Raw genomic sequence first — 24,692 nt, forward strand, 5'->3', positions numbered from 1 at the left:
GATGCCGCACCTGATGCTGGTGCCCATCGTGCTGCCGCTGCTCACCGCCGCGCTGATGCTGCTGCTGCGCGAAGAGCGCCAGCGGCTCAAGCTGGGCCTGAACATCGCATCCACCTTCCTCGGCCTGGTGGTGGCCACGGCGCTGCTGCTGTGGACGGCCCAGGCCACCGTGCCCACCACCATGGGCGTGTACCTGCCGGGCAACTGGCCCGCGCCATTCGGCATCGTGTTGGCGCTGGACCGGCTCTCGGCCATGATGCTGGTGCTGACCAGTGCCGTCGCCCTGTGCTCCATCGTCTTCGCGGCCGCGCGCTGGCACCGCGCCGGGGTGCACTACCACCCGCTGTTCCAATTCCAGCTGATGGGGCTGGCGGGCGCATTCCTCACCGCTGACCTGTTCAACCTGTTCGTGTTCTTCGAGATCATGCTGGCCGCCTCCTACGGGCTGCTGCTGCACGGCTCCGGACGCACTCGGGTACAGGCCGGGCTGCACTACATCGCCATCAACCTGGCGGCCTCGTCGCTGTTCCTCATTGGCGTGTCGATGCTGTACGGCATCACCGGCACGCTGAACATGGCCGATCTGGCGCAGAGCATTCCCAAGGTGGCGGCGGCGGACCGGGGCCTGCTGCACGCGGCGGCAGCCATCCTGGCGACGGCCTTCCTCATCAAGGCCGCGATGTGGCCGCTCAACTTCTGGCTGGTGCCGGCCTACAGCGCCGCCACCGCGCCGGCCGGCGCGCTGTTCGCGCTGATGACCAAGGTGGGCGTGTACACCATCCTGCGGCTGTGGACGCTCATGTTCAGCAGCGAGGCCGGCGCCTCCGCGCTGTTCGGCAGCCTGTGGCTGATCGGCGGCGGCATGATCACCATGGCCTTCGGCGGCATCGGCATGCTGGGCTCGCAGCGGCTCACGCACCTGGCGGGCTATGCGGCCATTCTTTCGTCCGGCACGCTGCTGGCGGCGGCCGGTTTCGGGCAGAACGTGCTGACCGCCGGGCTGCTGTACTACCTGCCCAGCTCCACGCTGGCGATCAGCGCGATGTTCCTGCTGGGCGACCTGATCGACCGCTGGCGCAACGACGGCGCCACGCTCGCGCCGCACGAGCGGCACGACGACGCACCCTTCCTCACGGCCGAGCTGGTGCCCGCCGCGGGCCTGAACCTCGACGAGGACGAGACTGTGCTGATCGGCCGGGTCATTCCCGCCGCCGCCGCCTTCCTGGGCCTGGCCTACCTGCTGTGCACGCTGGTGATCGCCGGGCTGCCACCGCTGTCGGGCTTCGTGGGCAAGTTCGCCATGCTGACGGCGCTGCTCAACCCGCTGGGCCTGGGCTCGTCGTCCGGCTACCAGCCCGGCACGCCGGGATGGGTGCTGCTGGCGCTGATGATCGTCACCGGCCTGTTCGCGCTGATCGCCCTCACCCGCACCGGCATCCGCTATTTCTGGACCACGCACGACCGCCGCCCGCCCCAGCTGCGCGTGCTGGAAGGCCTGCCGATCGCGCTGCTGCTGGCCGGGTGCATCGGCCTCACGCTGTACGCCGGCGCGGTGATGCGGTTCACGCAGGCCACCGCCAACGCGCTGCACACCCCGTCCAGCTACATCCGCGCGGTGATGTCGGCGCGGCCCGTGCCCGGGCCGGTCACGCCGGCACAGCCGCCCGCGAAGGAAACGCCATGAAGCGCCTGTTCCCGGCCCCGCTGCTGTCCGTGGCGCTGTTCGTGATGTGGCTGATGCTCAACCGCTCGGTGAGTGCCGGGCAGCTCGTGCTGGCGGCGTGCGTGGCCATCGCCATCCCGGTGCTCACGCGTGGCCTGCGGCCCCTGCCGGTGCGCATCCGCCGGCCCGGCACCGTGCTGCGGCTGGTGGCGTCCGTCATCGCCGACAGCGTGGTGTCCAACCTGCGGCTGCTGCGCTTTCTGGCGACGCCATCGGGCCACCGGCCGCACCCGCCGGGCTTCGTGCAGATTCCACTGGAGATGCGCGACCCGAACGCCCTGGCGGTGCTGGCGATGATCGTGTGCATCACCCCCGGCACGTCGTGGGCCGAACTGTCGCTGGACCGTTCGGTGCTGATGCTGCACGTGCTGGAGCTGGACGACAAGCAGGCCGCCATCGATCACGTCAAAACGCGCTACGAGCGCCCCCTGATGGAGATTTTCGAATCATGACCAACGGTTCCATCCTGTCCATCGCGCTGCCGGTCGCCGTCTTCCTGCTGGTGCTGGCGATGTCCTGCGCCCTGGTGCGCATGCTCAAGGGCCCGTCGGCGCAGGACCGGGTGCTGGCCCTGGACTGCATGTACCTGAACGGCATGCTGTGCATGCTGGTGCTGGGCATCTACTACGGCAGCACGAACTACTTCGAGGCGGCGCTGCTGATCGCGCTGCTGGGCTTTGCCAGCTCCACGGCGATGGCCAAGTTCCTGCTCCGGGGCGAGGTGATCGAATGACCGCCACCACCCTGCCCCTGTGGGCCGAGATCGCCATCGCGGCCCTGGTGCTGGCCGGGTGCGGCATCGCCCTGCTGGGGTCGCTCGGGCTGCTGCGCCTGCCGACCTACTTCGAGCGGGTTCACGCGCCGTCCGTGATCGCCACCCTCGGGTGCTGGTGCATCGTGCTGGCCACGCTGCTGCACTTTTCGGTCCAGGGCGCCGGGCTGGCGCTGCACGCGCTGCTCATCGGCCTGTTCGTGGCGGTCACCGTGCCGGTGACCAACATCTTCCTGATGCGCGCCGCCCTGTTCCGCGCGCGCCGGGCCGGCCAGAACGTGCCGCCCAGCCTGAGCCGCCTGCACGAGAGCACCGACCGAGACTCCTGAGGCGATCGTCGGCGCATCTTCTCGGCGTGTTTCTCGGCGTATCTTCTCGGCGCCTTCTTCGACGCATTTGCTACCAAATTTATAGCAAGATCCCCTAGAAGAATATGCCGCCACGGCCTGTTTGACCACATGCCGAACGGTCCGTACCGGACGAGCGGCATCGGTGGCTGGACACAGCCGAACGCTACCAATTCAATAGCATTGATGCCCTAGTGGAATCTGCGCTGGCGGCCTTTTCCGCTCGAATCAAGAACCCGCCCCGCCGAAGCCGCCGCCACCCGGCGTGTGCACCTCGAACACATCGCCCGGCTCCATCTGCGCCTGGCCGATGTGCTCCAGCACCTCCACCCGGCCGTCCGCACGCACCACGCGGTTGATGCCCGGCTGCCCCGGCTGGCCGCCCGCCATGCCGAACGCGCCGTGGCGGCGCCCGTTGGAGAGGATGCCAGCCGTCATGGGTTCGAGAAAACGCACCCGGCGCACGCCGCCATTGCCGCCCTTCCAGCGCCCCGCCCCGCCCGAATCGGCGCGGATGGCGTAGCTCTCCAGCCGCACCGGAAAGCGGAACTCCAGGATCTCGGGATCGGTCAGGCGCGAGTTGGTCATGTGCGTCTGCACGACACCGGTGCCGTCGAAACCCTCCACCAATTCCCCTCCGTCGCCGAACACCCCACCGGCGCCGCTGCCGCCCGAGATGGTCTCGTAGTACTGGTGGCGGTCGTTGCCGAAGGTGAAGTTGTTCATCGTGCACTGGCTGCCCGCCGACACGCCCAAAGCGCCCAGCAGCGCGTTGGTGATGCAGGTGGAGGTCTCCACGTTGCCCGCCACCACGGACGCCGGCGGCAAGGGGTTGAGCATGGAGCCGGGCGGGATGATGACCTCCAGTGGCTTGAGGCAGCCGGCGTTCAGCGGAATGTCGTCGTCCACCAGCGAGCGGAACACGTACAGCACCGCGGCCATGCACACCGCGGTGGGGGCATTGAAGTTGTTGGCCTGCTGCGCCGAGGTGCCGGTGAAGTCGATCACCGCGCTGCGGGCGGCGGCGTCCACGCGCACCGCGACCTGGATCTGCGCGCCGTTGTCCAGCGGCAGCGTGAAGGCACCGTCCTGGAGCCGGGCGGCCAGGCGGGCGATGGCGCGGCGCACCGACTCCTCGGCGTTGTCCTGCACATGGCCCATGTAGGCCTGCACCACGGGCAGGCCGAACTGCTGCACCATGCGCCGCAGTTCCTGCACGCCCTTCTCGTTGGCGGCGATCTGCGCCTTCAGGTCGGCCAGGTTCTGCTGCGGGTTGCGGCTGGGGTATTCGCCGCTTTGCAGCAGGGCCACCATTTCGGCCTCGCGCAGCACGCCGCGCTCCACCAGCTTGACGTTGTCGATCTGCACGCCCTCTTCCTCGATGCGCGTGGAAAACGGCGGCATCGAGCCGGGGGTGGTGCCGCCCACGTCGGCATGGTGGCCGCGGCTGCCGACGTAGAACGTGGGCTCGGCCTCTTCCGCCAGGTACACGGGCGTGATGACGGTGATGTCCGGCAGGTGCGTGCCGCCGTGGTACGGGTCGTTCAGCACGTACACGTCGCCCGGCTGCATGCGCCCGGCATTGCGGTGGATGACCGCCTTGATGCTTTCGCCCATCGAGCCCAGGTGCACCGGCATGTGGGGCGCGTTGGCGATCAGGTGGCCTTCGGCGTCGAACAGTGCGCAGCTGAAATCCAGGCGCTCCTTGATGTTCACCGAGTGCGCGGTGTTCTGCAGCTGCAGCCCCATCTGTTCGGCGATGTTCATGAAGAGGTTGTTGAACACCTCCAGCAGCACCGGGTCCACCGTGGTGCCCAGCGCATGCCGCACGCTGCGCGCGGTGGTGCGGTCGATCACCAGATGGTCGAGGGCCGTCAGCGCGGCCTGCCAGCCCGGCTCCACCACGGTGGTGGCGTTCTTCTCGGCAATGATGGCCGAGCCGGCGATCACATCGCCGGGGCGCAGGTCCTCGCGCACCACCAGGGCCGCGTCGTGCCACGCGGGCATGCCGTCCACGCCCACGGTGTACATGCGCACGGTGCCACGGCGCGGCGCCTCGCGCGGCGGTTGCAGGGCCTGCATCGGCTCGACCGGCGCGTCGCCGGCCACCACCGCCTCGACCGAGACCGCCTCCACGATCAACGCCCGGCCCCGCATGAGAAAGGCGAAGCGCTGGCGGTAGGCGGCCTCGAACCCCGCCGTGATGGCCGCCACCTCCGGCACCTCGCCGACGGGCACGACCAGCGCCGCGTCCGAGCCCTCGTACCGCACATGCACCCGGCGGCGCACCGACACCGGCGCACCGCCTTGCTGCTGCTGTGCCATCTCGGCCCGGGCCGCCTGGGCCAGCGCATCCAGCGTGTGGGCGATTCCGCCCAGGGCCTCGGGCGACAGGCGCGCCTCCACCGCCTGCTCGCGGATCAGGTTCTGGTCGGCCAGGCCCATGCCGTAGGCCGACAGCACGCCGGCCAGCGGGTGCACGAACACGCGCTGCATGCCCAGCGCATCGGCCACCAGGCAGGCATGCTGCCCGCCCGCGCCGCCGAAGCACTGCAGGGTGTAGCGCGTGACGTCGTAGCCCCGTGCGACCGAGATCTTCTTGATGGCATTGGCCATCTGCTGCACCGCGATCTGGATGAAGCCGTGGGCCACGTCGTGCGCGGGGCGGCCGGCCTGCGCCGCGAGGTCAGCAAAGCGGGCCTGCACCACGCCCGCATCGAGCGGCTCGTTGCCACCGTGGCCGAACACGTGCGGAAAGTGCGCGGGCTGGATCTTGCCCACCATCACGTTGGCATCGGTCACGGCCAGCGGCCCGCCCCGGCGGTAGCTGGCCGGCCCCGGGTTGGCGCCCGCGCTCTGCGGGCCCACGCGAAAGCGCGCGCCGTCGTATTCCAGCAGCGAGCCGCCACCGGCGGCCACGGTGTGGATGCTCATCATCGGCGCGCGCATGCGCACGCCCGCCACCTGGGTTTCGAACTCGCGCTCGAACTCGCCCGCGTAGTGGCTCACGTCGGTGGAGGTGCCGCCCATGTCGAAACCGATCACGCGCACCGAATCCCCCGGGCCCGCGGCCCCGCCGGCACCTCCTGCACCTCCTGCACCTCCTGCGCCGCCTGCCTCGCCCGCGAAGGCCAGCTCCGCCGTGCGCGCCATCCCCACGATGCCGCCGGCCGGGCCGGAGAGGATTGCGTCCTTGCCCTGGAAACGGTGCGCATCGGTGAGCCCGCCCGACGACTGAATGAAGTACAGCGGCACGCCCGGCATCTCGGCGGCCACCTGCTCCACGTAGCGGCGCAGGATGGGCGACAGGTAGGCATCCACCACCGTGGTGTCGCCCCGGCTCACGAACTTCATCAGTGGGCTGGTGCCGTGCGAGGTGCTCACCTGCGTGAAGCCCGCCTCGCGCGCGAGCCGCACCGCCGCCTGCTCGTGCGCGGTGTAGCGGTAGCCATGCATGAACACGATGGCCACGCTGCGCAGGCCCGCGTCGTGGGCGGCCCACAGGCGCTCGCGCAGGTGGGCCTCGTCCAGCGCCTGCTCGACCTCGCCATGGGCCCCCACGCGCTCCTGCGCCTCGATCACGCGGCTGTACAGCAGCTCGGGCAGCACGATGCGGCGCTCGAACAGGCGGGGGCGGTTCTGGTAGGCGATGCGCAGCGCATCGCGAAAGCCCCGCGTGGTCACCAGCAGCGTGGGCTCTCCCTTGCGCTCCAGCAGCGCGTTGGTGGCCACGGTGGTGCCCATCTTCACGCACTCCACCTGCGTGGGCGACACGGGCGCGCCGGGCTGCAGGCCCAGCAGGTGGCGGATGCCGGCCACCGCGGCATCGCGATAGTGCCCGGGGTTTTCGGACAGCAGCTTGTGAGTGACCAGGGTGCCGTCGGGCCGGCGGCCCACCACGTCGGTGAAGGTGCCGCCACGGTCCACCCAGAACTGCCACAGTTGCGTTGCCATGTCGATGCTTTCCTCAGCCTGTTACGAATGAAATGGTTGGACAACATTGACGCAGGCATCACCTGCGAGACAGGAGATCATCCACGATCTGCCGACCTTTTTCGATGATATCTTCGGCCCGCGGCACGCCGCTGCGGCCCGCTTGCCCCCTCAACGAACCAGCCCATTCCAACGAGTGCGGCAGCCACCGATCCCCTTCATCCACCAGACATGCCAGAACAAATCGACTATGCCTTCCTGAGCGCCCTGGAGGGCGGCTCGCTGACCACCGGCTACGTGCCGGCGGCCAACGTGAGCAAGAGCGGCGTGACCATCGCGACCGGGTTCGACCTGGGCCAGCGCTCCGAGAGCGATCTGAAGAACCTGGGCCTGGCCAGCGGCCTGGTCACCAAGCTCAAACCCTACCTCGGCACCAAGGGCGCCGACGCCAAGACGCTGATCGAGAAGACCCCGCTGACGATCACTGCCGCCGAGGCCGAATCCATCGACAAGGCCACCAAGGCCAGCCACATCGCGAGCGTGAAGCTCAAATACGATTCGGCCACGGCCGCCAAGAAGAACTTCATCGACCTGCCGGCGGAAGCGCAGACCGTCATCGCGTCGGTGTCGTTCCAGTACGGCGTCAACCTGGATGCCGCCACGCCGAAATTCTGGAAGGCCGTCACCGAACAGGACTGGACCGAAGCGGTCAAGCTGCTCAAGAACTTCGGGGATGTGTATCCCACCCGCCGCGGCAAGGAAGCCGCCCTGCTGGAGAAAGTCAAATGAAACGATGGATCGCCCTGGCCAGCGCCGCGATGGCTTGCGCCGCCCTGCATGCTGCACCTGCCAACCCTGGCGCCGACCACGCGGTCGGCGTGGTGCATGTCACCAACCCGGAACTGCTTTCGGCGCTGCAGAACCTCAAGGCATCGCTCACGGCAGAGCGCACGCCGCTCGCGTTCGACAACGGCGCGTCGGCCAAGAACTGCCTTGAATATTCGGACCTGCTGTCGAAGAGCCAGCCGGTCGAGTCGACCCGCAACTTCGAGATCCGCAGCGAATACCGGCTGTGCGACAGCATCCGCGTGATCACCGGCAAGCACTTCGTCGCGCAGAAGGCCGCCGCCTCCGGCAAGCAGGGCAAAACCCTGTACGAAAAACTGGACCTGCGGTCGTTCCCCTCGTCGCTGCGCAATCGCGCCGATGGCAAAAAGCACACGCTCCAGGCGCTGCTGCCCGGCACGCCACAATCCGAAGGCACCGCCGTCCAGGTGGAAACCCCGGAGCAGTTCTTCCGCCTGGAGGTCGTGGGCACCATCGACCACGGCAGGGGCCGCCCGCCCGAATGGATCGTCTGGGTGACGGACGAGCTCAAGAACGGCACCTACCGCGGGTACAGCAACATCGTCGTGCATCCGCCCCGTGCGGCGTCCGGCCTGTACACCGCGGCGGCATCGCCCCGATGACAATGGGCGCTCCTTTCCTTTAGCCCCGTCACCGGGGCGCCGCAGGTACCGAATCGCATGGCCTCTTTCGTCCCCCACCGTCCCTTGCTGGACCAGACCTTTCCCCGCACCCTGTCCGCCTGGGTGGAACGTTTGGGCCAACCCGTGTTTCGCGGCGCCCGCATCGAAGGCTGGCTGTTCGAGGGCGTGGTCGCACGGCGCGCGGCCGAGCAACGCCTTGCGGCGGTGGGCGTGGTGGCGCGGTTTCGCAGTGCCTACAAGCCCCTGGTGCACTACTTTCTGGAAGAGGTCGATACCGCCCAGCTGGCCGCCGCCACGGTGCGCTACCCGGTGCCGGCCACTGGCTCGCCCAGGCGTTTTCTGCTGGAGGCGTATCCGCTGGCCGACCTGCTGGCCGGGTGCGACCTGCGGTTCGAACCCGGGGGCGACGACCTGCACTACGGCGTGGCGCTGCGCTTTCGCGATGGCCGCGAAACGGTCGATCGGGTCTTCGCACCCAACCGGGTGCACGAAGACCCCACCAGCCCGGATCCGCTGCTGTCGCCCACGGGCTGGCTGCGCGTGGACGCGTCCGGTGCGCCGGACAGCAACCAGGATGCGGCCGAATCCACCGATTTCGAAGACCTCTTCGCGCACGCCATGCGCACGCTGCGGGAGCATGCCTGGCCCGCGCAGGAGCCCTATTTCGAACGGCTGGACATCCGCGTCGACCTGCCGGGCTTCGAGCAGCCGCTGTCCACGCCGCACGAATGCATGAGCCTGCACGAGGCCCTGCACGAAGACCTGTATTTTTCGCTGCTCGAGTTCTTTCAGCAGCACTCCGGCCGCCCGGCGGGCGACCGCCGGCTGCAGCCCGGGCAGATCGTGCCCGACATCCGCCAACACGACGGCCCGCCACGCCTGCGCATCGCGCTGCGCGCCTTCGACGTGGCCGCACAGGACGCTGGCGCCTGGGCGGACACCACGGCCGGACAGGCCCTGGACGACATGGGCCAGGCCCCGCCGCCCGAGCGCATCGCACAAGCGATGGCGCGGCTGGGCGGCCAGCGCTTTTCCGCGCGCAGCCGCCAGGGGCGCGAGGTGCTGGGCCTGTACCGCACCGGCACCGAGGCCCCGATCCTGCTGAGCGGCGGCCAGCACGCCAACGAAACCTCCGGCGTCGTGGGGGCCCTGCGCGCGGCCGAGGCGCTGCATGCGCGGCCCGGCGCGCACTTCGCCCTCATCGCGCTGGAGAACCCCGACGGCTATGCGCTGCACCGCGAACTGGGCGCGCACCACGCCCACCACATGCAGCATGCCGCGCGCTACAGCGCGCTGGGCGACGACATCGAATACCGCGAGACGGCGCCGCTCTACGAGCGCGAAGCCCGCGAACAGGCCCTGGCCCTTTCCGGCGCGCAATTGCACATCAACCTGCACGGCTACCCCGCGCACGAGTGGACCCGGCCGCTGTCCGGCTATGTGCCGCGTGGCTTCGGCCTGTGGACGGTGCCCAAGGGGTTCTTTCTGATCCTGCGCCACCACCCGGGCTGGCAGGCCGAAGGCCGTGCGCTGCTGGAGCAGGTGGCCGCGGCGCTGCAGGCCGTTCCCGGCCTGCCCGAGTACAACGCCCGCCAGATGGCGCTGTATGAGCACCATGCGGGGGCGCTGCCGTTCGAGGTGATCCATGGCACGGCCTGCACGCAGTCCGAGAACCCGCGCGGTGCGCCGGTCACGCTCATCACCGAGTTCCCCGACGAGACGGTGTCGGGCGATGCCTTCCGCTTCGCGCACGGCGTGCAGAAGGCCGCCGTGCTGGCCGCGGTGGACGCTTGGCTGGCCATTCTTTCCGCACGCGGCTGACCGGCAGGACGGCCGGGCAAGCCCGCACGCTCGGCCCTCACGAAGTGGCTCCCGGCCCATGCGATGAACCGCCACCATCGCGGCCGATGCGCAAGGAAAAGAGCAGATCGTAGAGAACGGGAATCAGCCCCAGCGTCACCAGCGTGCCCAGCGCCAGGCCGCCGATCATGGTGATGGCCATGCCCGTCCACAAAGGGCCGGCGAACAGCATCAGCGGAACCAGCCCGACGATGCAGGTGAGCTTGGTCATCACGATCGGCCGCAGCCGCTTGATGGCCGCGGCCACCACCGCTTCGCGGCGCTCCAGGCCCTCGCGCAGCTCTTCCTCGATGCGCTCGAGCAGCAGCACCGCGTTGTTGACGATGATGCCCGCCAGCGCCAGCAGCCCGAACGTCGCCATGAAGCCGAAGGGATACCCCGTGACGAGCAGCGCCAGCGCTGCGCCGATCAACACGAACGGCACGCTCGCCATCACGATGAACAGCTTGCGAAACGAGTTGAATTGCCAGACGAACAACAGCAGGATGGCGCCCAGCGCGTGCGGAAAATACTGCAGCAAGGCGCCGTTGGCTTCCCGCGAGTCCTCGATCTCGCCCCCCAGCTCGATGCGGTAGCCGGGCGGCAACCGGATCGCCGCCACGGGGCCGGCAAGGCGGTTGACGATCTCGGTGGCGGTCAGGCCGGGGTTCTGTCCGGTCACGGTGATGGCACGGCTCAGGTTGCGGCGCACGATGGCGGACGGCTCGGTGCCGCTCACGACGGTGGCCACCGAAGCCAGCGGCACGGGCGATCCGCCGCCCTGCGCAGACACCAGGGTGTCGCCCGGATCGCCGTGCCCGGCGCGATCGCCCGCATCGCCGCGCAGCACGATCGGCACGTTGACGCCATCGTCGCGAACCATCGACACGTCCGTGCCGCTGTACCGCATCTGCAGCGCCTGGGCGATGCCCTCGCTGGTCACGCCGGCGCGGCGCGCCTTCAGTGGGTCGACGCGCACCTGGTAGCGGGGAATCCGCGCATTCCAGTCGTCGTAGACATCCTCGGTACCGGGCAAAGCGCGCAGGGCCTGGGCGATCGCCTCGGCAGCGCCCCGCAGCACGGTCTCGTCCGGCCCGATCACGCGGTAGATCGCCACGCCCGCCTCGGTCGATCCCATCGAAAAGCGCTTGGGTTCGGCACGCGCTTCGGGATGCTGAGCGCGAAGATGGGCGCGGGTGCGGGCGATGACCGCGTCGATGTCGGTGCCCGCCCGAACGCTGACCGTGAAGTAGGCCATGCCCGCCGCAGGCAGCGGCGGCGCCAGGCCCAGCACGATGCGGGGCCCGCCATCAGCGACGTAGCCGATGCTGTCCACCACTTCCGGGTTCGCCGTCTTGTCGGCGAACCACTGGCTGATCGCCTGCACTGTCCGCAGCGTCTGGCGGGAATCGCTGCCGGGCTGCAGGTTGACCGGCATCTGGAACTGCAGGCGGTCCGATTTCGGCAGGAAGTCGTACGGAATGCTGGCGAGGACTGCGATGGCGCCGGCCAGCAGCGCCAGCATCGCCCCGACGAACCAGGGCTTGTGCGCGAGCAGGCTTTCGATGGCCCGGCGATAGCCCCGGTAGAACGAGGAATCGTAGGCCGCGCTCCCCGATGCGTCGGCCGCATGCGCCCGCGCGAAATACAGGCACAGCAAGGGAGTGACGGTGAGGCTGAGCAGCCACGAGCCCAGCAGCGTCGTCGCCAGAACGATCGCGAGCGACCGCAGGTATTCGTTGGTGCTGGTCTGGCCCAGGAAGAACGGCGAGAACGCCAGCACGATCACCAGCGACGACGTGAGCAGCGGCAGTGCCAGCGTGCGGCCGGCAGCAATGCAGGCGGCCCGGCGGTCCTCGCCGATGCCGAGCCGGCGCTCGATGTCCTCCGCGATGACGATGCCGTTGTCCACCAGCAGGCCGAGCGCGAGGATGATCGCGGCGATCGAGACCGTCTGCAGTTCCACGCCGAGCGCGCGCATCGCCACCAGCGCGCCAAGAATGGTCAGCGGCACGATGGCGCCCACGATCAGGCCGGTGCGCCAACCCAGGAACAGCATGACGACCGCCATGACGATGGCCACCGTCTCGCCCATGACGTGGTGCATCTTGTCCATTTCACGCTCGACCACGTCGGCCTGGAAGGTCACGATGTGCTGCTCGAAGCCCGCAGGCAGCAAGGTGGCGGTCTCGTCGAGCTTCTGGCGCAGCGCCTTCCCGAACGCGGCAATGTTCCGGCCGGGGGCCATCGACACCGCCACCACCACCGCGGGTTGCCCCTGGTAGATGGCGGCGCTTTCCGGTGGATCGGCGGGCATGACCTGCAACTGGGCCAGTTGGGACAGCGGCACCTCCCGAGGGCCGCTGCCGGCCGGGACCGACACCAGGAACTGGCGCAGGTCATCGAGGGTGCGCAATTCGCCGGAGACGGCCACGGTCATCGCCAGACCGGAGACTGCGATCTGCCCGCCGGGCGCCACGATGTTCTGGGCGCGCAGCTGCCCGATCACCGCGGCCGGCGTGAGGCCCGCCTGGAGAAGGCGGCCCCGGCCGAAATCGACATACACGCGCTCTTCCTGCAAGCCGTGCAGTGTCACCCGCTCGACCCCTGGCAAGGCATAGAGCTGCTCGCGCATTCGCCGCAGCGGGCCGCGCATCTCGCCCATGCTGAAGCCCGGGGCCACGATGGCGATCGAGGCGACCGAGACGCGGCCGAAATCGTCGTCCACGAAGGGGCCCAGCGCGCCCGTCGGCAAGGCGGTGCCGGCTTCGAGACTCTTGGCACGCACCCGCTGCCACAGGGCGCCGAGGTCCTTGACATCGTCGTAGGCCGTCAACTGGATGATCGCGCTGCCCGGGCGCACCGTCGTGACGATCTTCTTGATGCCGGCAATCTCGCGCAGGCGCTCCTCGGTCGGACGGGCCAGGAGGTTCTCGACCTGCTCGCTGGGCATGCCAGGGAAAGCCACGGAGACAAGGGCATCGCGCACCGTGACCGAGGGCTCTTCTTGCGAGGGAAAATCCAAGAAAGCGACGATGCCAGCGACCAGAATGAACAGCGCGGCGAACAGCGTCAGGCGGCTGGAGGAAAGGGCTGCACGGGTGAGGTTCATCGCGGCACACCGGCACCCAGGCGGGTTTCAGGACGAAACAGAGCGACCGCCTGTCCATTGACCAGGAAGGCAGCGCCCTTGCTGACGATGCGCTCGCCCGGGGCCAGCCCCCGAAGCACAGGAAAGCGGGTGCCCTCCAAAGGGCCCAGCACCACTTCGCGGCGCTGCACATGCCCCGTCAGCGCGTCGTGGACGAAGACAGCGGCCTTGTCCTTTTCCGCGGCGGGAACCACCGCGGTCAATGGAATGGTCAGACCGGCCGGCGCGGAGGGCAGCGCCAGCATCAGGTTTTCACCGCTGCGCGGGAGCCGCTCCTGTTCGGGCAAATCGAAAATCGCCTGCACGGTGGCGCCGCCTTCGACCTGGGCCGACACGCTGCGAAGCCGCAGTGCGAACGGCCGGTCGCCCTCCCCGCTGCGGTAGGCCGTCGCCGAGGCACCCGGGGCCAGGCCGGCACCCACATCGGCCGGCAGCATGGTCAGCACCTGCGCACGGCCCTCGCCATCGAGCTGCAGGACGGCCTGACCCGGCGCGGCATCCGACTGCGGTTGCAGCAAGCGCGCGACCACGGTGCCCGCGAACGGCGCGCGGATGTCCGCCTGCCGCAAGGCGCGCCGGGCCAGGGCGCGGTCGGATTCCGCCGCGCGCACCTTGGACTGGGCGGCCTCGAACGCGGTCCGGCTGGTGATCAATGCCGCGGCGGAAAGGGACCCATCCTCGAACAGGGCCTGCTGCTGGCGCAGCTGGCTTCTGCGCTCGTCCAGATCCGCCACGGCGGCCTGGACGCTGGCGTCGGCCTGCTCCCACTTCAGCCGCGCCGGCTGCGGATCGAGGCGGGCCAGGAGCTGGTCCTTGCGCACGCGATCGCCGACGTCCACGCGAACCTCGGCAATGCGGCCGCCGCCCTCGAACCCCAGTTGGGCGCGCTGCTCCTGGCGGACCACGGCGGTGAACCGGGTTTCGACCGATGCGGCCGCCCCCACGGTTTCCAGTTTGACGGCCCGGGGAACCGTGTCGGCAGGGGCGGCCTGCCCGTCGCAGCCAGTCAGCAGGAGCATGGAAGCCCATCCGCAAAGGAGGAGAAAAAGACAAGGAACGGATTTCACGGCAGTGGCCTTCCTGTTCATCGATGCGTCAGTAGGTGTAGGTCACTGCGGCACCGCCGGTGACGGAGGTGCGGCGCACGACCAGCGGGCTGTGCTCCGCGTTGTCGACATACCGCAAGGCGGACACCTGCAGGGAAGTGGTCCAGTGCGGGGCCAGGGCGTGGCTCCAGCTCGCGCCGATGGCATATCCGTACACACCGGAGCCGGCGTTGAATGCGGCGAAGCGCGTGCGCGAAGCCTGCTGCGGCGTGACGCCGAAATAGGCCTGGTTGTATCGCAGGTCGCCCGCATGGACGTCGGCACTGAGCGAGACGGTATCGGCCGAGGTTTTCAGCAGGTTGTATTCGGCCCCCAGGCGGTACCGGTTGCGGCGCGCACCGCTTTCCAGGGCGAATTCCGCTTCAGCGCTGACCGAGAAATCGGGAGTGAACTGCTGCATGAGCAAGGTGCGGGTGGTGACCGAGTCCGGCACGTCGCCCAGGCCCGCCAGCTTTCTGGAGCCCGGGCGGAACGGACTGTTGCGCTGCACGCGGCCGAAGTCGTAGAACACCGATTGCGATGCGTAGAAACCGCTCTCGGACTGCCATTGCAGGCCGATGCCGCGGCTGGTATCGGCAAAGAAGATGCCTCGCTGGACAGACAGCACCGGAAGAATCTCCACGCGGTGGTCGTCGGACCCCGGATAGCGGGGGGTCACCCTCGCAGCGGCGCCGATGCTGAAATCGGTCGTGTCCCCGAGCAGGCGGGAGCCCCAGCCCGCGAGCGTTTGGGCATGCCCGGCGTGGGGCATCGCCACGAAAACGGACGCCAGCAGGCAGGGAGCGAGGCGCAGAGCAGTTGGTTTCATGATGGGTTCGCGAGGTGTGGTCGAGTCAAAGGGAAGACGGAAGCTGAACGCCGTAGAACGCGCTGAACAGCGCGATCCGGTTCAGCACGAGGTCGCGGGCAATGCCCAGGTGGTCGAGTTCGGACTGGCTCGCCCGCACCCGTTCGGACAGCAAGGTGCTGCGGTTTTGCAGGCCCTGGGCGGTACGGGCCGCCAAGCGCTGAATCCGCGCGCGCTCGCGCATGGCGTTGTCCCGCGCATGCGTTTCGGAAGCGGCCAGCGTGGCCTGCCTGTCCAGGGCATCGGCGACTTCGCGGAAAGCGGACTGGACCGCCTTTTCGTATTCGGCGATGCCGGCCCGTTGGCGCACTTCGGCCAGTTGCAGGCCCGCGCTGTTGCGGCCGTGGTCGAAGATCGGCAACACCAGTTGCGGCGTGAAGGCCCACATGCGGCTGCCGGCATTGAAAAGGCCGCTCAGGCTGTCACTGGCCACGCCCACCGACGTGCTGAGGCGAATGGACGGAAAAAAGGCCGCACGCGCAGCGCCGATGTCCGCATTGCCTGCGCGCAGTTCGGCCTCGGCCTGCTGGATGTCGGGCCGCTGCAGCAGCACCTGGGAGTCCAGGTTGCGCAGCGCCGCCACCGGGGCGCCCCGAGGGAGCAGGCCATCGATGTCCCCCTCGGCACGGCCGGTGCTGTAGCCAGTGAGCAGTTGCAGGGCCCGCAGGGCCGCCGCATCGTCGTCGGCGGCCTGCAGCGCACGCATGTGGATTCGGTCGGCCTGCGTGCGCTGGGCATCGAGTTCGTCCGCCGAGATCGTGCCGACCTCGTGCTGGCGTTGGGCGATGGACAGCAGCGCGGCGCTGTCGCTGTCAATGGCGGCCATCTGCCCCGCTGCCTGGGCCGCCGCCAGCTTCCGGCTGTAGGCCTGCAGCACCTCGGCGATCAAGGCGCCCCGCGCCGCCTGCTGCCCGTGCGCCGATGCCAGGTACCGTTGCCGGGCGGCTTCGGACAGCGCCTTCATCTTGCCGAAAAAATCGATCTCGAAATCGGAAATTCCCACGCTGGCATAGGCCTGATCCTGTCCATACCGCGCCTGCAGCGCATCGCTGCCGAACCGTTGCCGGTCGCGCTGCACATGGAGTCCGACCTGCGGCAGGCGCGCCGAGTCTTCGATCCCATATTGCGCGCGGGCCTGCTCGACCTTCAGCGCAGCCAGGCGGAAATCCGCGTTGTGGGCCAGCGCGCGGGCCACCATCGGCGCGAGGTCCCGCGCAGGCGAGAACGCTTGAAGAAACCGGCGCTCGTCTTGCGAGAGTTCGGCCGTCGCCGCTTCGGAAGCCATGCCGCGCCCGGCCGGGTCCGCCATGAAGGTCGCCGGAACCCGGGGAACGGGGCGCTCGAAAGGCGGGGTCAACGAGCACCCGCCGACCAGCAAGGCCAAGGTGGCGCATGCCAGCGAGAGGCCGCTGCGGACGGGGTGTGCGGGGTGTGCGGGGTGTGCGGGGTGTGCGGGGTGTGCGGGGTGTGCGGGGTGTGCGGGGTGTGCGGGCAATGAAATCATGTCGATGGGTGGGTGACAACTCGGCGGGCAGTGTCCCCAGGCGGGATCAAGATTGCTTTCGGGAATCTTCAAGATTTCATCAAGACGCGCGCAAAAAAATGGCCGCTCGCATTCGACCGCGCGGCGGGCGGCTGGCAGTACGATTCGCACGGCAAAGCCGGGCACCGGTGCCCGGCGCGTTTTGCCAAGTGCTTCGAAGGCGCACGAAACCCATGAATCAAAAACGAGTGTTGGTGGTTGAGGACGATCCCGACAGCGCCAGCGTGCTGGAGGCCTACTTGAAACGGGAGGGGTTCCTGGTGGCCGTGGCGAACGACGGCGAGCAGGCCGTCACCTGGCATGCCCAGTGGAAACCGGACCTGGTCCTGCTGGATGTGATGCTTCCCAAGCTGGGCGGCACCGAAGTGCTCTCCGCCATCCGGCGTGCGGGCGATACGCCCGTCATCATGGTGAGCGCCATTGGCGACGAGCCGGAAAAGCTGGGGGCGCTGCGCTACGGCGCGGACGATTACGTCGTCAAGCCCTACAGCCCGAAGGAAGTGGTGGCGCGCGTGTATGCGGTGATGCGCCGCACCGGTGCGGCCCGCTCGCCCGAGGGCGCGCTCAAACATGGCCGACTCACGGTGGACACCAGTGCCTTCGTGGCGGCCGTGAGCGACGCCGATGGCCAGCCCGTGGCGCTCGAACTGACACCCACCGAATTCAACCTGCTGGCGTCGTTGCTGCGCACGCCGTTCAAGGCCTTCACCCGCAGCGAGCTGCTGGAAGCGTGCCTGCCCGAGAGCGATGCGCTGGAGCGCGTGGTCGATGCGCACATCCACAACCTGCGCCGCAAGCTGGAGCAGCGCGGCATCACCGGGGTGCTGGTCACGGTGCGGGCCGTGGGCTACCGCTTCCAATGAAAGGCCTGTTCTCCCCACGCCCCCGGCACACCCCGCTTTGGCGGTGGGTGGGTTTTCGCATGAGTGCGTTGGCGGTGGTGACCGTCATCGCGATCGCGCTCGCGATGTGGTTTCGATTCGCGATCTCGGACGCGGTGGCGCTCGGCCAGCTGCCGCCCGAAGCCCGTCAGGAAATGCTGCAACTGCGTGCCGACCCGCACCACAATGCCTCGCGGCTGTGGCAGCTGTTTGCGCAGTACTACGACGTCGTCGATTTCCTGCCAGGCATCGCCAACCGGGACTGGTGGCTGCTTGCGGCGATGGTGATCGGTGCCATCCCGGTGATCGTCCTGTGCGGCCTCTACGTTTCGCGCCCGCTGTCGCGGCAGTTCACCATGGTCGCTCACGCGGCACGCCGCGTGAGCGAGGGCGACTTCTCCGCCCGGGCGACGGTGGTGACCGACGCTCCGCAGGAACTCATCGGGCTGGCGGTGGATTTCAACGACATGACGGCCCGGCTGCAGCGCTACGAACGCGAGGTGAGCGAATCGAGTGCCATGGTCGCGCACGAATTGCGCACGCCGCTGAACGCCGCCATGGGCCGGCTCCAGGGCATGCTGGACCAGGTGTTCCCCTGCGACGAATCGCAACTGCTGATGGTGCATCGCCAGCTGGAGCAGCTCAACCGGCTGGTGGGCGATCTGCACCTGCTCTCCCTGGCCCGCGCAGGCCAGCTGTCGCTGGAGCATGAAGACTTCCTCCTCGAGGACCTGATCCAGGAGCGGCTGGCCTGGGCCTCGCAGCGGCTGAACGCCGTGGGACTCGCACCGCAGGTGTCCATCCCCCGAGGCACCCGGCTGACCGGCGACCGCGACCGGATCGGCCAGGTGCTGCTCATCCTGGTCGACAACGCCATTCGATACGCCGCTTCCGGCCAACAGCTGTCCATCGACGTGCAGGCATCGAACGGCGATATCCACCTCTCGGTCTGCGACCGGGGGCCGGGCGTGGAGGCCGAATCCCTGGCCCGGATGACCGAACGCTTCTGGCGGGCCGAGCACTCCCGCGACCGCCATCTGGGCGGCAGCGGGCTGGGTCTGTCGATTGCCTGCGCCATCTGCGAGGCCCATGGCGGCTCCCTGGAAATGGTCGGCCGCAGCGGGGGCGGATTGTGTGCCCGGGTCCGACTCCCGCATCCGCCGCAGCGCGCGTCCTAGGTCCGTCGTTCATACCGAGGGGGCGGCGCCACAGCGGCGCGGCCACCTGCGCCGCCGTGCCCTTGCCGCCCTTTGGTGACGGTCGCCGGTCCGATGCCGAGCCCCTTCCTCCCTGCCTTGGTGCATGCCGGACGCACCACCGCGCGGCCACTGCAGCCCCCTGCTTGCGAACCGCCCCGTTTTCCCAGGAGCCCGCCCTTGGCATGCTCCGTGCATAGCTGGCCAGGTGATTGCGATGGCTCGAGGGCGGGGCTCCAGCCAGCCGGTCGTTCAGGTAAACACCTGAGGGTGGGATCGCAAACACGCGGTTACATTGAATGCGGTCTTTCGTTTCCCTGTCTCACTACCACTGTGGAGTTCATCGATGAAGCGTAGCGCTCTCCCTCTGTCCGCATGGGCCCTCGCCGGCGCCCTGGGTTGCGGACTGTGTGCCCCCACCGCGTTCGCGCAGACCAAATGGGACCTGGCCGCGGCCTATCCCGCCACCAACTTCCACACCGAGAACCTGGCGGAGTTCGCCAAGGACGTGGACGTCGCCACGGGCGGCAAGCTCAAGATCACGGTGCATGCCAATGCATCGCTGTTCAAGGCCAACGAGATCAAGCGCGCGGTGCAGGGCGGCCAGGCCCCTGCAGGTGAAATCCTGCTGCCCAACTTCGAAAACGAGAACCCCATCTTCGGCGTGGACGGCATTCCTTTCCTGGCCACCTCGTATGCCGATTCCAAGCGGCTGTACGAAGCGCAGAAACCCGTGCTGGAAAAGCTGCTGAATGCGCAGGGACTGCGGTTGCTCTACACCGTGGCCTGGCCTCCGCAGGGCATCTACTCCAAACGGGAAATCACCTCGGTAGCCAATCTGCGGGGCATCAAATGGCGCGCCTACAGCCCCGCCACGGCCAAGATCGCCGAACTGATCGGCGCGCAGCCCGTCACCATCCAGGCGGCCGAGCTGTCGCAGGCCACGGCCACCGGCGCGGTCGAATCGATGATGACCTCCGGCTCCACCGGCTACGACAGCAAGCTCTATGAGAGCATCAAGTACTTCTACGACACCCAGGCCTGGCTGCCCAAGAACGCGGTCATCGTGAGCAAGAAGGCCTTCGACGCGCTCGACAAGCCCACGCAGTACGAGTTGCTCAAGAGCGCCGCCGCGGCCGAGGCCCGCGGCTGGAAGGTCAGCGCGGAAAAGAACGAGTGGTACAAGAAGGCTCTGACCGACAAGGGCATGAAGATCCTCCCGCCCCCGCCGAAGCTGGTGACCGACCTGCGCCAGGTCGGCGACATCATGCTGGCCGACTGGCTCAAGAAGGCCGGGCCCGATGGCGAGGCCATCATCGCCGCCTACCGCAAGCCGGCCCCCGTGGCAGCCAAGTGATGCGCCGCTTCCTGGACCGCCTGTACCTGGGCGCGGGCGCCCTGGGCGCCACGTTCGTGGCCCTGATCTGCGTGCTGATGATCGCGCAGAGCGTGCTGCGCGAGGTCGGGGTGCGCACCGGGGCGCTGAACGACGTGGTGGCGTGGTTCTGCGCCGCCGCGGCGTTCTTCGCCATGGCGCATGCGTTCAAGCACGGCGACTTCGTGCGGGTCACGCTATTGCTGGAAAAGCTCTCGCCGCCCCGGCGCCGGCAGTTCGAGATCGTCTCGCTGGCCATCGGCTCGGTGGCAGTGGCTTACCTGGCCTGGTCGGCGTGCCTCTTCACCTACGAAAGCTGGGAATTCAACGATGTGGCCCAGGGCCTGCTGCCGCTGCCGATGTGGATTCCCCAGATGAGCTTCGCGCTGGGTTCGGTGCAGCTGTTCGTCGCGGTGGTCGATGAATTCATCATCGTGCTGCGCGGCGGCGTGCCCACCTTCGTGCGCGAGATCGAGGAGCGGCATGCGCGCGGCGATTTCTCTTCCGACATCTGACCCTCCACCCGACCTGAACCCTCGCTGCGGCCCGGCCGGGCCCGAAAGAAGAATCCCATGGACATTCTGATGGTGGGCGGCATCTTGCTGCTGCTGATGATCGTGCTGCTCTCGGGCGGCGTCTGGATCGCGATGACGCTGGCGATCTGCGGCTGGGTCGGACAGGCGTTCTTCACGAACACGCAGCCGGGCAAAAACCTGTTCTCGGCCTTCTGGGAAAGCAACGCCAGCTGGGAGCTGGCGGCGCTGCCGCTGTTCATCTGGATGGGCGAGATCCTCTTTCGCACCAAGCTGAGCGAAGAGATGTTCGAGGGCCTGCGCCCCTGGCTCAACCGGGTGCCGGGCCGGCTGATGCACACCACCATCCTGGGGTGCGGTATTTTCGGATCGGTGTCGGGCTCGTCCGCCGCCACCTGCGCCACCATCAGCAAGGTGGCCCTGCCCGAGCTGCTCAAGCGCGGCTACGACGAGCGCCTGGCGTTGGGTTCGCTCGCCACGGCAGGCACGCTGGGCATTCTCATTCCGCCATCCATCACCATGGTGGTGTATGCGGTGGCGGCAGATGCCTCCATCATCCGCATCTTCCTGGCGGGCTTCCTGCCGGGCCTGCTGCTGATGCTGCTGTTTTCGGGCTACATCGGCTGGTGGAGCCTGCGCAACCCCGACAAGGTGCCGCCGGCCGATGCACCGACGACCTTCCGCCAGAAGATCCGGCAGTCCGGCAACCTGATTCCGGTGGCGGTCCTGATCGTCTTCATCGTGTGGGTGCTGGTGGCCGGCTACGCCACCGCCACCGAGTGCGCCGCCTACGGCGTGGCGGGCTCGCTCGGGCTGGCGCTGTGGAGCCGCTCGCTCACGTGGAAGAACTTCACCGAAGGGCTGATGAGCACCACGCGCACCAGCTGCATGATCATGTTCATCCTGGCCGGCGCGGCCTTCCTGACCAAGACCATGGCCTTCACCGGCATTCCGCGCGAGCTGGCCGAATGGGTCAATGCGATGAACCTCTCGCCCTTCGCACTGATCGGCGTGCTGACGATCGTCTACCTCGTGCTGGGCACGGCGCTGGACGGCATCAGCATGATCGTGCTCACCAGTGCGGTAGTGCTGCCCATGATCCAGAAGGCCGGCTTCGACCTGATCTGGTTCGGCATCTTCATCGTGCTGCTGGTGGAGATCGCCGAGGTCACGCCGCCCGTGGGTTTCAACCTCTTCGTGCTGCAGAACATGACCGGCAAGGACAGCAACACGATCGCGCGCGCGGCCATTCCGTTCTTCCTTTGCCTGGTGGTGTGCATCGCGATCATCACGGTGTTCCCGCAGATCGTCACCGTGCTGCCGGACCTGGTGATGGGCAAGGACGGCGGCTAGGCGCCGGCCGCCGGGGCCGCTGGCCGCCGCCACTCCACGGATGACAGCGCCTCGGCGGCGAGGCCCCGGGTTTTTGCGATACTTTGCGGCATGCTGCTCAACGTCGCCGTCATCTGCCTGGCCGCCTGCCTGGGCGCCCTGCTGCGCTGGGGCTTCGCCCTGTGGCTCAACCCCGGCGGCCTGCTGCCCTGGGGCACGCTGGCGGTGAACCTCATCGGCGGCTACCTGATCGGCATCGCCATCGCCGTGTTCACCCAGCGGCCGGACATCGACCCGGCTTGGCGGCTGCTCATCATCACCGGCTTTCTCGGTACCCTGACCACCTTCTCCAGCTTCTCTGCCGAAGTCGTCACCATGCTGCTGCAGCAGCGCTACGGCATCGCGCTGGCCACGCTGCTTTTGCACGTGGGCGGCTCCTTCACCCTCACCTGGGCCGGCATGCGCACGGCCCTGTGGTGGGCGGCCCGCTGACCGACGGCCCGGCAACGGGCCCTTCTTTTTTGCCCCCACAATCTCACCCCATGGATTCCAATACCGAACTCAACGACAGCCGCCTGGCCAATGCCTGGGCCGAATTGAACAACCACGCCGTGAACGGCAACCCGCTGCACGCCGATGCCTACCGGCTGGCGTTCGCGGACCCCGAGTTCCTGCTGCGGCGCGAAACGCGCGGCATCCGCTTCCAGCTCGAAATGCTCAAGCCCGATCTGGGCCAGACCGCACAGGGCATTGAGAACACCGTAGTGGTGTACGGCAGCGCGCGCTTCATCGCCCCCGACGAAGCCGAGCAGCAATTGGCCGATGCCGAGGCCAGCGGCGACGACAGCCGCATCGCGCGCGCCAGGCTCGCCGTGCGCAACGCCCGCTACTACGACCTGGCGCGGCAGTTCGCGCGCGTGGTCGCCGAGCACAGCGAACAGCAGCAGCCGGCGGACCGCATCTACGTGTGCACCGGCGGCGGGCCGGGCATCATGGAGGCCGCCAACCGCGGCGCGCACGACGTCGGCGCGCTCAACGTGGGCCTGAACATCGCCCTGCCCCACGAGCAAAGCGGCAACCGCTTCATCTCGCCCTCGCTGAGCTACAAGTTCCACTACTTCGCGCTGCGCAAGATGCACTTCATGATGCGCGCCAAGGCCCTGGTGGCATTCCCCGGCGGCTTCGGCACGCTGGACGAATTGTTCGAAGTGCTCACCCTCGTGCAGACCGGCAAGGCCAAGCCTGTGCCCATCGTGCTGTTCGGCACCGACTTCTGGAAAAAGGTCGTCAACTTCGACGCCCTGGTGGAACAAGGGACCATCTCCGCCGCCGACCTGAAGCTGTTCCATTACACGGACGATCCGCAGGAAGCCTGGAACATAGTCAAGGCGTTCTACAAGCTTTGATGGCAGTTAAGGCCCGACGCAACCTCGCTGTCGAATGCACGGACGGGTCCTGCGTCAGGCCAAAACCGGCCGCCACTGGGCTTGCAGTTCCTGAGCGATCTTGTCCATCGCGGCACGTTGCCGGGCTGGCTCGAAATTACAAAAGGCCTGATCGAAGATGCGCCCATGCCGCGCTTGGGCCGCCTCAGCCTGCTGTCTGAGGGAGGCTGCCTGCGATGGAGTGATATCTGCAAAATGTCTCAGTGGCAGAAAATGACCCGGAACGACCAATCGTTCTTTTTCCTCGGGCATGCGGTCGGTGTACAGAAGCGCTGCGCCAATGAAACACTCCGCCAACGCTTGCTTGGCAGGTTGCTGATCGAACCGCATGATGCTGATCCAGGCCATCGGCGTCGTTTCTTTGGGAAAGATATCCACGAGGGCGTCAACGACCTTGGCCATGGCACGAGGCTCGCCTTGGAAATAGGCGCGCTGTAGCGTTTTTTTACCGACAGCGCGTTCCAGTTCAGCCGCTGCCGCCACTCCGGTTTTTCCGTTGGACAGCGGCAGATCGGCGACCGTCATCGTGTTGGGATGATCTGGAAACTGATCGGCGAAATACTCTGTCAACGCCTCGTCAATGGAATTCTGATGAGGGCTACCCGCCAGCCCCTTCACGAAATTCGGATGGCTGAAGCAATGCAGGAATTCATGGCGGGCCGTGTGGATGCCGACATCGCGTGCCAGTCCTTCCCTGACCGACAAACTCGTTGGCTCAGACTTGTGGCGTCTGACCAGGCCACGATAGCCATTCGGCAAATTCGAAGTCACCTGGGGTTCGACCGCATGGCACGCACTATCAGCCGGGATGAAGGCCGCGTGCCGGTCCATGACCTCAGCTTTCGCTTGATGTAATGTCGGCATGTCGACCAATGGGCCGGGGCCTGACTGCTTGGGTTGCGCAGTGCCGGCTTGCTTGAAAACCCGTATCCGGCAGCCACTGCGGCCACCCCCACATAAGTTTTCCACGAGAGATGCAGCGCTCCGCCTGCCACCTCAGCGGCTCTCCCAAGCAAGGAAGACGCAGGGGTTGCGCGGTCTGGCGCCTGCGAAGTGCCGGAAGGAAGACGTCCGCGGGGAGCAGATGTTGACTGGCCAGCGCGGCTGGAAGCATTGCGACTTGGCAGATCCTTGAGTTGCCCATCACGCGAGAGAGACGCGGAACTGCTCTCTTTTTTA

At 67.9% G+C, this 24,692-nt stretch carries 20 protein-coding genes; 14 read left to right on the forward strand and 6 right to left on the reverse strand.

Annotated features, from left to right (window positions below):
* Nucleotide 1: 1 nt before the first annotated feature.
* The 4 genes from AVMA1855_RS20460 to mnhG are packed head-to-tail and all read left to right on the forward strand — an operon-like array spanning nt 2 to nt 2,824.
* Nucleotides 2-1,684 carry a monovalent cation/H+ antiporter subunit D gene (locus AVMA1855_RS20460; protein WP_284404575.1) on the forward strand — a complete coding sequence of 561 codons (1,683 nt, stop codon included), beginning with the start codon at nt 2-4 and terminating at the stop codon, nt 1,682-1,684.
* Nucleotides 1,681-2,175 carry a Na+/H+ antiporter subunit E gene (locus tag AVMA1855_RS20465; protein WP_284401041.1) on the forward strand — a complete coding sequence of 165 codons (495 nt, stop codon included), beginning with the start codon at nt 1,681-1,683 and terminating at the stop codon, nt 2,173-2,175. Before AVMA1855_RS20460 ends, AVMA1855_RS20465 begins: the two co-directional genes overlap by 4 nt.
* Nucleotides 2,172-2,456: a K+/H+ antiporter subunit F gene (locus AVMA1855_RS20470; RefSeq protein WP_284415051.1), complete on the forward strand. Its 285-nt coding sequence runs from the start codon at nt 2,172-2,174 to the stop codon at nt 2,454-2,456. Before AVMA1855_RS20465 ends, AVMA1855_RS20470 begins: the two co-directional genes overlap by 4 nt.
* A complete protein-coding gene (gene mnhG, locus AVMA1855_RS20475) occupies nt 2,453-2,824 on the forward strand; it encodes a monovalent cation/H(+) antiporter subunit G (protein WP_284427120.1) in 372 nt (123 codons plus the stop codon). Before AVMA1855_RS20470 ends, mnhG begins: the two co-directional genes overlap by 4 nt.
* Before the next feature lie 246 nt (nt 2,825-3,070).
* Here the strand turns inward: mnhG and AVMA1855_RS20480 are convergent, their stop codons facing one another.
* Nucleotides 3,071-6,796, reverse strand: coding sequence for a hydantoinase B/oxoprolinase family protein (locus tag AVMA1855_RS20480; RefSeq protein WP_284427121.1), 3,726 nt, complete (start codon nt 6,794-6,796; stop codon nt 3,071-3,073).
* 210 nt (nt 6,797-7,006) lie between these two features.
* On the opposite strand from AVMA1855_RS20480, the gene AVMA1855_RS20485 reads away from it, so the two are divergent.
* From AVMA1855_RS20485 to AVMA1855_RS20495, 3 genes are read left to right on the forward strand one after another with little or no spacing between them, the layout of a single operon-like run.
* Nucleotides 7,007-7,564, forward strand: coding sequence for a pesticin C-terminus-like muramidase (locus AVMA1855_RS20485; RefSeq protein ID WP_284403732.1), 558 nt, complete (start codon nt 7,007-7,009; stop codon nt 7,562-7,564).
* A complete protein-coding gene (locus AVMA1855_RS20490; RefSeq protein ID WP_284427122.1) occupies nt 7,561-8,244 on the forward strand; it encodes a hypothetical protein in 684 nt (227 codons plus the stop codon). Before AVMA1855_RS20485 ends, AVMA1855_RS20490 begins: the two co-directional genes overlap by 4 nt.
* Before the next feature lie 57 nt (nt 8,245-8,301).
* Entirely contained in the window at nt 8,302-10,086 is a 1,785-nt protein-coding gene (locus tag AVMA1855_RS20495; RefSeq protein WP_284427123.1) for a M14 family metallopeptidase, read from the forward strand.
* Nucleotides 10,087-10,123: 37 nt separating this feature from the next.
* Here AVMA1855_RS20495 and AVMA1855_RS20500 read toward each other — a convergent pair whose 3' ends face one another.
* From AVMA1855_RS20500 to AVMA1855_RS20515, 4 genes are all read right to left on the reverse strand, one after another.
* Entirely contained in the window at nt 10,124-13,216 is a 3,093-nt protein-coding gene (locus AVMA1855_RS20500; protein ID WP_284427124.1) for an efflux RND transporter permease subunit, read from the reverse strand.
* Nucleotides 13,213-14,274 carry an efflux RND transporter periplasmic adaptor subunit gene (locus AVMA1855_RS20505; protein ID WP_284427125.1) on the reverse strand — a complete coding sequence of 354 codons (1,062 nt, stop codon included), beginning with the start codon at nt 14,272-14,274 and terminating at the stop codon, nt 13,213-13,215. Before AVMA1855_RS20505 ends, AVMA1855_RS20500 begins: the two co-directional genes overlap by 4 nt.
* A gap of 76 nt (nt 14,275-14,350) precedes the next feature.
* Complete coding sequence (locus AVMA1855_RS20510) at nt 14,351-15,169, reverse strand: MipA/OmpV family protein (RefSeq protein WP_284427126.1); 819 nt, start codon at nt 15,167-15,169, stop codon at nt 14,351-14,353.
* A 25-nt stretch (nt 15,170-15,194) separates the two neighbouring features.
* On the reverse strand, nt 15,195-16,712 hold the full coding sequence (locus tag AVMA1855_RS20515; RefSeq protein WP_284427127.1) for an efflux transporter outer membrane subunit: 1,518 nt from the start codon (nt 16,710-16,712) through the stop codon (nt 15,195-15,197).
* A gap of 212 nt (nt 16,713-16,924) precedes the next feature.
* Here AVMA1855_RS20515 and AVMA1855_RS20520 point away from each other — a divergent pair, with 212 nt between their 5' ends.
* From AVMA1855_RS20520 to AVMA1855_RS20550, 7 genes are all read left to right on the forward strand, one after another.
* Entirely contained in the window at nt 16,925-17,614 is a 690-nt protein-coding gene (locus tag AVMA1855_RS20520) for a response regulator (RefSeq protein ID WP_284427128.1), read from the forward strand.
* A gap of 59 nt (nt 17,615-17,673) precedes the next feature.
* Nucleotides 17,674-18,810: a sensor histidine kinase gene (locus AVMA1855_RS20525; RefSeq protein WP_284427129.1), complete on the forward strand. Its 1,137-nt coding sequence runs from the start codon at nt 17,674-17,676 to the stop codon at nt 18,808-18,810.
* A gap of 364 nt (nt 18,811-19,174) precedes the next feature.
* Nucleotides 19,175-20,185: a TRAP transporter substrate-binding protein gene (locus tag AVMA1855_RS20530; protein ID WP_284427130.1), complete on the forward strand. Its 1,011-nt coding sequence runs from the start codon at nt 19,175-19,177 to the stop codon at nt 20,183-20,185.
* Entirely contained in the window at nt 20,185-20,718 is a 534-nt protein-coding gene (locus AVMA1855_RS20535) for a TRAP transporter small permease (protein ID WP_284427131.1), read from the forward strand. Before AVMA1855_RS20530 ends, AVMA1855_RS20535 begins: the two co-directional genes overlap by 1 nt.
* A 57-nt stretch (nt 20,719-20,775) precedes the next feature.
* Nucleotides 20,776-22,089 (forward strand): TRAP transporter large permease, encoded by a 1,314-nt coding sequence (locus AVMA1855_RS20540; protein WP_284427132.1) that lies wholly within the window; start codon nt 20,776-20,778, stop codon nt 22,087-22,089.
* Nucleotides 22,090-22,179: 90 nt separating this feature from the next.
* Nucleotides 22,180-22,560: a fluoride efflux transporter CrcB gene (gene crcB / locus AVMA1855_RS20545; RefSeq protein ID WP_284427133.1), complete on the forward strand. Its 381-nt coding sequence runs from the start codon at nt 22,180-22,182 to the stop codon at nt 22,558-22,560.
* Nucleotides 22,561-22,610: 50 nt separating this feature from the next.
* Nucleotides 22,611-23,474, forward strand: a complete 864-nt coding sequence (locus AVMA1855_RS20550; protein ID WP_272568845.1) for an LOG family protein — start codon at nt 22,611-22,613, stop codon at nt 23,472-23,474.
* Nucleotides 23,475-23,528: 54 nt separating this feature from the next.
* Here AVMA1855_RS20550 and AVMA1855_RS20555 read toward each other — a convergent pair whose 3' ends face one another.
* A complete protein-coding gene (locus AVMA1855_RS20555; RefSeq protein WP_284427134.1) occupies nt 23,529-24,344 on the reverse strand; it encodes a hypothetical protein in 816 nt (271 codons plus the stop codon).
* Between the last annotated feature and the right edge of the window lie 348 nt (nt 24,345-24,692).

This window comes from Acidovorax sp. SUPP1855, from assembly GCF_030158955.1.
Taxonomy (GTDB): Bacteria; Pseudomonadota; Gammaproteobacteria; order Burkholderiales; family Burkholderiaceae_C; genus Paracidovorax.